The organism is Streptosporangium sp. NPDC048047, assembly GCF_040653115.1.
GTDB lineage: Bacteria > Actinomycetota > Actinomycetes > Streptosporangiales > Streptosporangiaceae > Streptosporangium.
In genome coordinates this window covers 22686-35998 of the sequence record NZ_JBEZNH010000044.1, presented here as the reverse complement: position 1 = coordinate 35998, position 13313 = coordinate 22686, and the positions used below count along the sequence as shown (strand labels likewise).

The window sequence follows — 13313 nt, the reverse complement described above, 5'->3', positions numbered from 1 at the left end:
GCCACCTCAGTTCCCGCCTGGCGTGCCTGGTCCAGCATGCGGTCCCGCTCGCGCACCTCGAGCGCCTGGCGGGGCGGGTCTAGATTGGCAACCGCGGCCCGCACCGCGGCGACCAGCTGCTGGTAGCGCTCGTCGATGTGGGCAGCGTTACGGCTGTCCAGGGCCTCTTGATAGGCCAGCGCATGCTGAAGGAGCCGCTGGTGAACCACTGGGGCGAACACTCCGGCCGCGGGGGCGAACGGCGGTGTGAACGCAGAATCAGCCTCCTGGCGGGGAAGCTGCTCCTTTGCGGCATCCGAGGGCGCGGTCTCGCCCGGTGAGTCCGGCGGGGCAGAGGCCTCCGCCGCCAGGTGCTCGGCAGAGAAAAGCCCACTGAGGGGGCGCCCGGGCAGTTCGGGCCGCTGCTCGGGAGTAAGGCCCAAGGCGGCCCAGATATCGGTGGCCAGGTTCTGCCAGCGCTGCCCTTCATCTTTCAGCTCGGATCCTGAAGGCATCAGCTGGTGATCGATTCCGCGGGCCCGGGCGTAGTCGGCCGCGCCGATCAACGCATCGCGGTCGGCGGCACGCACCGTGGCGACAAAGGTCTCCGCGTCGCGGGATTCCACCCGCAGGCGCCGGGCCAGCGTGATGCCGGAGCGATAGGCAGGACCGGCGATCAGCGGCCGGTCAGGACGGGTAGCCGCGGTATGCATCAAGATCGCATCCCAGGCGATCAGACGGGCGAAAACATCTGCGGTGACTTCCGCACGCCGCGAAGAGGGCAACTCGGGCGCGCGGTCGTGGTGGTCCAGCAGAGCGTGCAGCTCCATGACGTCGACCTGCAAGGCGGTATCGGACCACGCCAGCAGTCGAGCTAGATGGGTGCGGGTCTGGATGATGAGATCGCGGCGCAGCGCATACCCCATGCCTTCTGCCCCGGCAGGTGCGTCGGGAAGCCCCAGACGGGCCGCGGCCGCTTGGATGCGTCCGGGATCGGGCATGGTCAGCTGCCAGGCGCAGATACGATCTAGTCCCTCGACGAGCGCCGCCCACCCGGCGGGATCCAGGTCGTGTCGGCCAGCCGGCACATGGGCGCGGGCGCGGGCGTAGTCAGCAGCGCCGCGCACAGTGTCCTCCCCGGCGGTCCACGCTGCCACGAGGTCGTTGTCCACGTAGCAGGTGTGGGCCAGATCCGCCCCGGCCAGGTAGTCCGCCCCGGGACCGTGGGGGTGGGTGACCGACAGGGCCAGCAGAATCCGTGGATCGACCGCGCGTTCGGTGTGGCGCTCGGCGTGTAACGCCATCACGGCCTTGTCGAGCTGGTCCGGCTCCCAGGACTCCATGCGCTGGACGTAGGCCGCCACCCCCTCCAGCGGCCGGACCTTGTTCCGCTGCTTATCGATGTGGGGGGCGACTGCCTCCTCGGTGAGCCCGTAGACGGCGGCACTCGCCAGGATGAGATCGATGGCGCGTTCGTTGCACGCCGTGGCGGCGTGATACAACATCCGGTCGACTTCGTGGACTGCCGGACCGGGATCGAAGGGTGAGGAGCCAGCCAGGGGAGCGCGAACAGCCTCGGAGAACGCACCGTAGGCAAGATCCAGTTCGGCGGCTGTGCCGTTGCGCAACACCTGTCGAAGGGTGGTGGCGGCTTGGCGCAGCTGGCCGGTGACCTTGGCGTCGAAGATTCCTGCCGTCGGATAGTAAGCATCCCGTTGACTTCGCGCGGTTGGTGCGGGGGAAGAGGATTCGTCGCTTTGTTGACGCAGGTCTGTTGTGGCGGGCTCGGCCGATGAAGAGACCGGGGAGCTGTGGAACGACGTGGTGGCGGGATGGTCTGGAGCGGCAGGAAACAACGGTGTCAGCGAACTCGGCAACTCAAGGATGTCCACCGTGCGCTCAGCGTCTGCCTCATGGCCGGCTTTGCTCCAGCGTCGGGTGACGGGTTGGCCGTCCAGTAGCTCACCGATCAGCTCGACCTCCTCGTCATGGTCGACGGGGGGCGCGGTGATACGGCATGGGCTTTGGCCCTGGTACAGATAGAAACTTCCAGGTTGTACCTGGCTGATCGGCGTAGGGGTGTACCAGCGTTTCGGCAAGGCCGCGAAGAGTTCCTGCAGACGCTGCACATGCTCGGCGTAAGGTGCCTCCGGCGCCGGGGACTGCTCGTTCAGGTCAAACAGTGTGGTCGCAGCTTCGGTGGCCACGTGAGTTCGAGGCTCCGCCGAGGCCAGTGTGGAGGCGTCCGCTTGGCGGGCATACAGAATGCGACCGACGATGGTGTCGGTCAGGTCCTCCAGAAGCGTTGTGATCTCCTGCAATGCCATGCGGCGTAGGTCGAGCTCACCGATGGCGGCGAAATGCGTTGAGGCCGAGGTGTAGGCGGTTTCCGCCGAGGATGCCGTCAGGAACGTTTGCCGTAGGTGCGGAGGCACCCCGGAAGTGATCCACTTGCGCAGGAGACTCCATGGCACCACTTCTGCACGGGCGCCGTCCGGGGCGTGAGCTTCGATCTCCATGCCGTTGCGCCGTATGGACAGTCTCCGGGCCGGTTGGGAATCGGGACCATCGGAGCGGGGATCGCCGAAGCTGCGATGACTGGAGATCACATCGTTGAGGGCGGTGTGGTCGTCGATGCTGCGGATGAGCGCGGCCAGGAAGCGAGAACCGGGCCGGCGCAGAGCGTAGGCGATGTCGGAGTCGACCAGTGCGAGCGGTTCGGCCGGGCTGGCAGCGGCGGGGGCATGCGTGGCCGGTTCGGGTGAGGTTTCGAGGTGATCGGTCGGGGCGGTGGTCTGCGGAGCGTGGATGGAGGTGGTGGGCGTGCCGGCTGGCGCGGAGGGGAACAGCGATGCAAGAGAACCCGGCAGCACCAAGATTTCCACCGTGTGCTCGATGCCGGAACGCGAGGCGGAGGTGCTGTTTTTGTACCAACGGCCGGTGACGGCCTCGCCGTTGAGCAGTTCACCGGTGATCTCGACGTACTCGCCGTGGTCGACGGGAAGCGCGGTGATGCGGCACACCGCGCCGGCGTAGCCCGCGTGGTTGTAGAAGCTGCCTGGCTGGATCTGGCTCAGCGGTGTGGAGTCGTGCCAGCGGTCGGGCAGGACCGCTGAAAGATCGCGCAGGCGCTGCAGGGGCGCGGCGTAGGGATCATCCGCTTCGGCGTCGGTGCCGAGGTCGAACAGCGTGGCGGCATTTTCCGGGATCGTTGGTGTACGGCTTGTGCGCCGAGCCTGTCCGTCGGGGTTGGTCTGGTTGGCGTGCAGGGCGCGCTCAAGGAGGGTGGCCTGCAGATCGTGCAGGAGGGTGTCGATCTCCTGACGGGCCATTGCAGACAGGTGGGATTCCCCGATCGCGGTGAAGACCTCCCGGGCCGCGACGTAGCGGCTCTGCACTGATGAGGCGGTCAAGATTGCATCGCGTAGGCGGGGGTCAAGGCCTGGGGTGATCCACTGCCGTAGGTTTTCCCACGTCACCAGTCCGTGCCGGGTTCCGTCCGAGGCGTGCACCGTGATCTGTATGCCCTTGCGCTGGACCTGGATCAGTTGGTGCAGGCCGGGTTCGGGGCCGCCGAAGCGGGGGCCGCTGGATCCGTGTTGCCCGGAGATCACATGGTTGAGAGCGGTGCGGTCGTCGATGCTGCGGATGAGCGCGGCCAGGAATTGCGAGTCCTGGGCGGTGATGGCGTAGAGGATGTCGACATCGGTGAGCGCGAGGGTGTTCCCTCTCGGCTCGAGGAAGCCGGGCTCGGGCTGCGCCACTGCGGCGGCGGTCTGCTCCTGCACCGGGGCGTCGGCGGAAGGAGGGTGGTCGTAGGTGAGTTCCGGCGGTAAGGGCGTGAAGCGCGGCAGCATCACCGTCGGCTGCGGGTCGCCGCTGTCCTTGGCGATGGTCCGCGTGGAGGGCTCAGCGTAGACGCCGCGGTGCAGGACGCGGCCGGTCACGATCACCTCATCGCCGGCATCGCGCGGGTCTTCGGTCAAGACGAACAGCCGCATGTCACGGCGGAGCGATCCCAGCGCGTCCCCGGCCCGCAGTTGCGACAGGGCCGTGGTGGTCTCCCACCGGTCGGGGACCTCGGCCGTCAACTCGCTGATGCGGTCCAGCACTTCTTGGTGCGTCGTCGAGCGCGTCTGCTCGTCATCGTGTGCTGCGGACGAGAACAGGTCCTCCGCCTGGGGCGCCGAAGTGCCGGCCGATGACGGTGAGCCGATGGGGCCAAGGGGGGTGCGGGCGGCGAAAGCCATCGCCTCATCACGGACCGCGGCGGCGTAGGTGTTCAGCTCTCGGAGGAGAGCGGAGGCGTGCTTGTCGGTATCGGTGATGGTGAATACTTCATGGCCTTGCATGAAGTGCTGGTAGGCAGCCATGGCCTCTACCAGGATGTGCCGTTGCTCGTGAGTCAGGCCGGGCCGAATCCACCGGTCGATGATCTGCTCCCAGGGCACGACCCCGCGGCGGGTGCCGTCTGCAGCGTGCACCTCCATGGACAGACCCTGAGCGGTGGTGACGGTGTTTCCTCTGCCGTTGGCGCGGGAGGTGAGATCCCGTAGTCCGGCAGGGTCGTCCATCACGGACACGAAGTGCGCCCACCAGTGGGTGTTGTATCCGCTCAGGCCGGCGATGACGTCGGCATCGCGCAACGGCTTGGGTGTGATGCCCAGGTGGGGGGCGAACCGGGCGGCGGCGACATCCAGCGGCAGGGAGTCGTTCTCTTGCCTCTTGCCGTTGTGCGTCATCCAGATAAAGGTCAGCCCGCTTTCCCGATAGGTCATCCGGTAGATGACTCCGGCGGCGCGCAGCGCGATGAGGATCTCATCTTGGATGCGTTCGGCCTCGGTGGCCGGCTGGGCGGGCTCGACCGATGCGGCGGCGTCAACGGGGTCGATGCCATCGACGGCGACGATGCCGCGCACCGCCGCGGCCAGCCGCTGGTGGAGATCCTTTTGGCGGTTGGAGAAGTAGAAGGCGCGAAACTCCGGCGGTAGCTCCACCTGTTCGGCGCGTATCAGCCGTACCAGCCAGACGGAAAAGACGCGCTCGGTGAAGTCGTCCGGCTCCAAGGTGGCGGCCGAGGCCCGCAACGGCACCTCAGCCAGCGCAAGCGCGGTCAGCGTGCTGACCGCTCGGGTGATCGCCGATGGGTTCGGGTGGGCATCCGGAATCAGCGACTCGATGGTGATCGGCGTGCGGTGATAGGAGGAGTGTTCGCGGGCGGACAGGGCGGTGCGTGCCAGCGCCAGCAGCCGCTCTCGTTCCTGGCTGGCCGCGGTGGCGGCCGGAGGGTCAGCCGGGACTTCTACGTTGTTGAGGACATGCTGCAGGACCGCCCAGCAGCGGTAGATCTCCACCGGGTGAGGTCCGGGGAGGGTTTCGGCCAGATCCGCGATGGCCTGTTGAATACGGGCCACATCGGTGGGGGCGAAGATCGCCTTGGGCAGGGTGATCGCCCACAGGTCGTCCACCGCGGCGGTCAATCGCGCCTCGCGATGATCCTCCTGTCCTTCCTCGCCGCTGCTGGCGTCGGCGGCCGCGGGCGTGGCCGGTGCTGTGCTGGGGTGCTGAACCGTGGGAGGAAGGGTGGGTGCCGGTCCGCTGGCCAAGGATTCCGTAGGTGCCGCTGGTAGATGTGGTGGGGAGGCATCTGCGGGGCCGTGTGCCGCGCTTGCCGTCGACACGGTGGTCGTCGGCGGTACCGCGAGCGGTTCTGCGTGCGGGGTTGTCGTGGTCGCTGGAGGCGCGCTGACGATGCCCTCCAAGGAGCCGGGCAGGTGTAGCACGATGACTTGGGGGTCCGGTGTGGAGTTGCGCCCGGGTGGTGGCCATGTCAGGGTCTCACCGCGTACGCCGGCGGTGAGCACAACCCCCGTTACGGTCAAGCGGCCGTCGATCTCGGCGGGTTCCTGGGTGACGAGCAAGGGGGCGCTGCTGTCCTCGGGGCGGTGCACCACGTCACCTGGACGCAGCTGCGAGAGACGTGCCCCCGTGGTGCGCGCTTCGGGCAGGACCGCGCTGAGTTCGGCGATGCGCGCCAGTACGGCGTCGACGTCAACGGCGTCGTCGGGCGAGCCGTCGCCGTCGAACAGCGTCGGCATCTCCGGCTGGGAAGGGGCCGGTGCGGTAGCCGCCGTCTGCGCGATGGCGGCGCCGGCCGCATCGGCGATGGACACCAGCTCGGCGACGGCGTGGTCTCGCAGCGCTTCGTGCCCGGTGAGCGCGAAATGCTCCCGGTGCTCACGGTAGCCGGCCAGAGCGGCATGGGCGGCCAGCAGGATGCGGCGCTGCTCATCTGGGACCCGCTCACGCAACCGGCGCAGCAGGGTCGGCCAGCCGAACCGCCCCCGCCGGGTACCGGCAGTGGTCTCGACCTGGATCTCGATGCCGCCGCTGTCGGTGTGGATGGTCTCAAAGGCCCCCGTATCGGCTTCGCCGGCGTTGCGGTAGCCGCTGTGGCCTGTGGGAAACAGCCCCGCGGTGAGACTGGAATCATCGGCGGCGCGCAGTGCCCGGGCCAGCCATGAACGGCTGAACCGTCCCAGCGCGCTCCTCAGGTCGATGTCAGTGAGAGGCCGGGAGCGGATACCGAGCGTGGGCGCGTGCCGTTCTGCGGCGACATCTAGCGGGAGGGTGTCGCCTTGGAGGGAGACGTGAATGTGGACGCGGCCGTCGTCGTGGAAGATCGGGTTGTGGCCGTAGGCGTATTGATCCCGCAGCCCTTGCATGATCCGATCGGTGGACGCATCGCTGACCGGGATCGGCGCCGTGGTCGCCGGCGGGGTCGCCTCCATACGCTGCCAGCGGCCATGGAGATAGCGCGCCAGGCGGATATAGAGCATCTCTTGCGTGCCCTTGGCGGTGAAGTAGGTACGGCGCAACACCGCGGGCACGGCGGGAGAGGTGCGGATCTGCTCGGTGAGCCAGAACGGGAAGATCCGGACTTCGAAGTCGCGCAGCTCCAGCTCGGCGGCGGCGCGGCGCAGACCCGGATGAGCCAGCGCCACCTCGGCTAGGGCATCGATCGCCTCCAGTACCTGCGCGTGCTCCTGCGGCGGCATGGTCGGATCGGAGAACAGACCGGAAAACCAGGAAGACGTCGACGGGGGATCGTCCAGCTCTTCCACAGGGGCGTCGCCGGCCGGCCGAATCGCAGCACCGGGAGCGGATGCACGGTCACCGTCAGAAATGCCGCCCGGGGAAAGACCTGGGAGCGGAGGTGCAATGCCGGGTGCGGTATCGGCGCTCTCTACGGCCGCGAGCGTCTGCGGGCCATCGGCGTCCTGGAGACCAGCGGGATCACCGGCGGAAGCGGCAAGGCCCTCCGCGGGGGAACCGATACCGATACGCGAAGCCGGGGCGGCGGCGCTAGGACCGGCGGGTGTGGCCTGCAGATCAGGCAGTCGCAGGACGCGGTGCTCGGCCGGGTCGATCACCTGGTCGACCTCGGTGCCATCGCCGTCGCGCAGCCGCACCACCTTCACCATGGGGCGGTGAGGGTGATCGGTGATGTCCTGGACGTGGCCTTGTGCCCATTCTCCGCGGCGGGAGATCACCCGGATTCGCGCACCGACGGTGACATCGGCGATGCCGATGGGCCCCTCAGGAGGCCCTTGCCGATGCTGGGCGCTGGCCTGGTGTTCGTCGTCTTCGCGTACCGCCAGGGAAGAGACGCCGCGGGTGCGGTCGTAGGCGGCGATCTGTCGCTGGATCGCCTGGCGGATGGGAAGCCCATCGGCGGAACGCCAGGAGTGCAGATCGTGACGGGCCTGAGGAGAGCTCCATGGGAAGGTGACGCCGTCGGCGTCGCGGATGCGCTCTTCGATCCAGGCGGCCAACGCCAGGATCTCGCCTCCGCCGCGTCCTTCCAGGAACGCCGCGGGCAGGTGCAATAGCGTCCGCGCCAGAGCGATTTGATACTGACCCCGGTCGTCGGTGTAGATGAGCAGGTGGCCGCCGGGGCTGAGCGCAAGCTCACTGCAGCGGCGGATGTGCCCCAGCAGCTGCTGGCGGGCTTTGATCTTCGCCTCGTAGGCGTCGTCGGTGTCGGCGGGGGCGAACGGTGTGGCCCGCCGCTGCCGCTCGGGCATCGCCTCGGATGGCACGCTCTCCAGGTAGGCCAGCAGCTCGCCCAGTGAGGTGAACCCCGTAACTCTCCCGGGCACGGGGGTGGCTGTCTCCTGATCGCCAAAGGCCACAGCTGGCGGGTGCGAGGCTCCGGCGCTCTCTACGGGGAAGGTTCCGGCGAGTTCCCGCAGGGAGGGGGGCAGCCGCAGCGCCCACACCGTCGGTTCATCGGCCGTGCCGGTGCCGGGGTAGGACCAGGTGGCCTGTGCGGCTACCGGCTGCAGCAGGGTGCCGTTGACCTGGAAGCGGCCGGCCGCGGTGGTGGCCGGTCCGTTCAGCCGCAACGGCCATGGGGACTGGTGGTGGTCCGTGATGACCGCGCCCGCACGCAGCGCCGACAGGCGCATCTGCCGACCCGCACCTGCCGGCGGGGGAGCCAGGGACTCCAGCCGCTCCAGGCGCGCCAGGATCGCCGGAGCGCGCATATCAGGGTCATCCGGGGCGATCTCGGTCAGTGACAGCAGCGCGTTGTCGTCGGCATCATCGCGGCGGGCCTTGGGCCGGATGCGGGCGACCCGCTGACCGTTCGGTGTGTGTGCACGGGCGGTGTGTGCCGCCTCCAGGAGCGCTGTGGCCGCCTGGAGTCGGTAGTCGTGGAGCTCGGCGCACACGAGCGCGCCCAGGTCCTCCTGCCCGATCAGGCGCAAGCTTGCCAAGCCGCTGTTATAGCGGGCGTGCAGCAGGTCGGCATGCCGCAGGACGGTCCAGTGGGGTGACTCGGCGGCGGGCTCCAGCCACTGCAGGACCTCCGGCCAGGTCATGATGCTTTCGCGGTGTCCGTCGGCGCGAATGCGCAGGCCTGTGGCGCTGACCTCGATCTGCGTTGTGATCTGGGCATCTGGTTGATCGGGCGGGCGGATGCTGCCGGGGCCTGGATGCAGGGAGCGCAGATGCCGAGGATCATCGCGGGTGCGCAGCACGGTGGCCAGCAGAGACGGGGACAGGCGGCCGAGTGCCTGGGCGATATCGGCATCGGTGGCAGGCCCGGAAACCGGATCCGCGGTGGCGACGTCGGCGGCCGAAGCAGGAAGGGGAGTAAGCGGGGACGGCGGCGCGGTCGCCGGTGGGGCCTTGAGGCTGGAGGCGGACGCGGCGGGTTTCGCCGGTTCACCGGCGGTACCGCGGCGGGCGGGGGCGCTGCGCGGCCGAGGCGCCGGCTCGCTGTCGACGAGCATCAGCTGATCGCCGCCGACCTTTTCGTGCTCATCGGGATCCGAGGCAGCGCCACGATCAGCGAGGGCGGGTCGGGTCGGCGGCGGATCGGTCGGACTTAGTGATCGGGAAGGGGCGGTGACCGCACGGGGCGAGGCGGGGACAGGCGCGTCACCGCCGGAGCGTTGCTCGGCAGGCGGAGATGGTGCCGGGGCCGGATCGGGTGCAGTCGCCGGTGCATCCGCTACCGGTGCGGGGACGTGGTCAGGGCCGGAGATGGTGGTGGGGGAGGTGAGGTCTGGTGCGGACGCCTGGAGCGGGGGTTCGGCGTGCTGCGGTGGTGGGGCGTGCAGCAGCGTGACGCGGGTGGGGGCGGGAACCTGGTGCACATCGGGAATCTGCACCAGGTGGTCGCGCTGCTGACTGCCGACCACCGCGCTGCCGAGTTGGATGAGGGACGGGTCCTCCGTGTCGCGGTTGAGGAACGTTCCGGTGATCGTGACCGTCTCACCGGGGCGAAATGCCTGATCTGCCAGCTCCAGACCCATCGAGCCAGCCGTAGTCGTCCAGCGCACCCACTGACCGGGCGACAGCTCAGCGGCGAGCACCAGTTCCTCAACCACCGCTCCGGTGCCATCGCGTACGATCGCCGCCTCGCCCAGCATGAGGTGGTCGTTACGCAGCACGGTGATGGCGGTGCCGTTGTCAAGGTGCACCTGGAACTGCCCGAAGCCGCGTTCTGGCATGACCGCGGTGATACGGGCAAAGGCCGGCACATCGTGGTCGTCCTCGCGCACCATCAGCGTCATGCCGGGCTGCAGCTGATCGGCATAGCTGTGGCCCTCGGGCAGTACGGGCCGGTCCGGATCGATGCGGATGGCCAGCCAGCGGCGGGCCGCCGCGGTGTGGGGACGTCCAGCGGCGATGTCGTGTTCGGCGGTCAACCGCAGCAGCGCATCCGACCAGGACGCTCCATCGTCGGTGCGGAAGGCCTCCAGACGTTGCCGCAGGACCGCAGGATCGTCGGTGTTCCAGTCCAGTGGCCGGCCGTGGGCGTCGCGCAGGTGCTCGATCTGCGCGACCAGGCGGCGGATCGTCTGCTGGTCGCCCCGCTCCGGTAGCACGTCGCCGCCGAGAGGGTCGGCGCCCTGGACCGGGATCGCGGTCGCGGCGTGCAGCAACTGCCACGCGGCGCGGTTGCCGGGCCGGTGATAGGCCAGGAACCCGTCGCGGCCCAGCCCGAGGGTCGCCTCGTCGGCCAGGGCGCTACCCCGCTGCCGGTAATGGGCGCGTAGTTCCGCGAGATTGGAAAACTGGGAACCCGCAAGGCGCCTGCCCGATCGCGGTTCCGGCGGTGTGTGGGACAGCGCCGGGGTGGGCGTGGGCGCATCGGTGAGGGCCGGTTGCCGCCGGTCCGCAGGCGGGGCACCGACAGGAGGTTCACCGCGGGACGCCGCCGGGCCGTGAAGGGTGCCGTCGGTGATGGCGCGCTGATCCAAGTCTTGGACAGCACCGGGGACCGTAGGCGTCGACGGCCCGCTCTCGGCGGCTCGTAGTCCTGCGGCCAGCTCGTCGGCGTGCGTGGCCAGCAGCCGCAGGACGCGGCGGTCTTCGGCGGTGACGAAGGCCTGCCGGGCGGCCAGCAGTCGCTCCCCGGTGGAACAGACCTTGGCCAGGTCCGCATATCCGGTGGCGGCCCGGCCCGGCACGTCGGCGGCGGCACCAAGCTGCTGCCAGGCCAACGCGATGAGCGCGCCCTCATTGGTCCCGCCGCTTACGCCGAGCTCGTTCCGCAACTCCTCCTCTTGGAGGTGCAGAAGGCTGGCCGTTGGGGTATTGGCCCACTCCTGGTAGAGACGCTGGAGTGCGGTGCGTGCGGCGTCCAGTTCCTCAGCCGAAGTGAACCGGTCGCTCGACCCGGGCAGGGATGGTGACGGCGTGCGCTTCGGCTCCGGTGAGGCCGCGGCGATGCGCGGATCGAAGTCTGCTGGGGCGTCCCGGTGCGAGGGCGGGTCCGCCGGTGCGGTAGGCACCGGGACGGCAGCGCGGGCGGGCGCGGACGGTTCAGGCGTGATGCCCGGCTCTGGGGCACTGGCGACAGGGGGCAACTCGCGGGGCGGCGGCTCGGCGGCAGCGTCACGCGGCGCTGCCGTACCACCGCGCGGCGGTGCAGGAGGCAGTGCAGCCGGAGCGCTGCGGCGATGATCGGCGACCGGCGCATCGTGAGATGCGGCTGCAGGGGCGTCCGCGCTCGTCGGCGTTGTCGCCGCGTCGGGAACGTCAGCGGGAGTGGGCGCGGATGAGCGCGCAGGGCCAGGTGGGGGCGTGGCGTGCTCGCCACCTGGAAGCGAAGGTGAGGGAGTGCTGGGCTGTTCGGCTGGCGGCACGGCGTGTGGTGTGCTGCCAGGAGCGTCGGCGGCCGAGGGCTGTGGGGGCGCCGTTTGCAGATCGGCCGGGGCCGAGGGCGAAGCGGGCACGGGCGGCAGAGTCTCGTCCCTGACGGCGGGCGAGGCCACCGACGGTCCTTCAAGGCTGATGGACTCGGTAGGGAAGGACGTCGCAGGCTCATGGCTGTCGTAGCGAGGACGCGCCGACGCGAGCGGCACCGCAGTCGGGCCGCTGATCGGGGCGGCCGTCGTTTCCGGACCGGCATCGGAGCTCGGCTGCTGTACGCCGGCGTCCGGCCGCGGGAGGGAGTCGGGAGCTTCCTGCCGGGGTGTAGCTGAGGGGCGGTCACCGGTCTGCGGGACCGCGCCCGAGGACCGGACCGGCCAGACTTGCTCGTCAGTCGCGGGCGGGGCCGGTCGAGGCGGACCAGCGTCGCTCACGGTCGCCGGCTCGTCGACGATCACCACGGTCAACTCGTCGAGGAGCTGCGCCGGGGTGGTCTGCGGCGCCACCGTGACACCGCGGTGGGCATGCAGCTGTGCGGCCAGGGTGTCCAGTGTCTGTCGCTTGGCCGCCCCGTCTGCCCAGGCGGTGACCTGCGACCAGATCTCGGTGATCTCCTGAGCCGAGGCTGAGCGCCACCAGGCATCATCCAACCAGTACAGCAAGGCGACGCGCTGGTAGACGTGCTCGGCGTTTTCCCCGCGCAGCGTCGCTTCGGTCGCTTCCAACCGCACCTGGACATAGGCGAGTTGCTCCTGAAGAGCGCCTTCGACCGCTGGACCATGCTCCGGGGCGATCTCCTCGGTGTCCGGCCGTCGATGCACAGCGATCAGGTCGCTGATGCGGCGCCGTTCCACCAGTAACGCATCGCGCAGTTCCTGCGCGTCGGCCGGGGCTCCGGCCAGGATCCGTTCCCGCCGCTCCAGCGCCTGCTGCCGGAAGGCGGCGGCGTGCAGGCCGCTGATGTCGGCCAGCGGGACGGCGGTGACGTCCTCCCCCTGGTAGACCTCGATCGCGAACCGGTATGAGCGCGCCGGCGTCGCGATCCCGGTGGCGGCGCTCAGCTCAGCGTCGAAAGCCAGCAACTGCTCAGCGCCGAACAGTGCAGGTGCGATTCCGGCGCCGGGCCGGCATCCGATCTGCTGGGCCACGATCGTCTGCTGCCACAGATCGCGGATCACGTAGCTGTAGACCGGCTCCTCGACCTCGGCATCCCCGGGTTGCGGGTCGCGCGCACGCGGCGACCACGCGCGCGCCAGCAACGCGACCACGTCACGCGCCTGCATGCGGATGTTGTCGACGCGCACCCCGTAGCGGGCCTCGGTCTGCGTGCTCAAGTGCGCCAGCGCCGCCTGGGCAGCCGGCTCAGCCAGCGCCGCCCAGCTGACGATCAGCTGCCAGGCCGCCCCCAGCCGCTCAGGCGAGACCTGAGCCCACCAGGCCGGATCATAGACCTGCCGCATGATCGGCTGGGCGAAAGCCAGCTGCGCCTCCAACTGGCGGGCATAACCAGCCAGCGCCGCATCGCCGTGCGCCTGGGCGGCGCGGGCACGCTGCCCACGCTGGCCGGCCAGATACTCACCCCGGCGCCGTCCGATGGCCACCGCGCGCTGAACCCGGCGCACGAGGGGATGACGGCGCGCTGCACGTAAGACGGAGATCGCCAT

General features: G+C 69.6%; 1 protein-coding gene (only partly in view). It reads right to left on the bottom strand.

What is annotated here, in order from left to right; genetic code table 11:
• A protein-coding gene (locus tag AB0D67_RS29090) for a UvrD-helicase domain-containing protein (RefSeq protein WP_362942835.1) crosses the window boundary here: on the bottom strand, positions 1-13313 show its start. Its footprint begins 19885 nt before the window's first position; 13313 of the gene's 33198 nt are visible here — the first part of the coding sequence; the start codon lies at positions 13311-13313; its stop codon lies beyond the left edge, outside the window.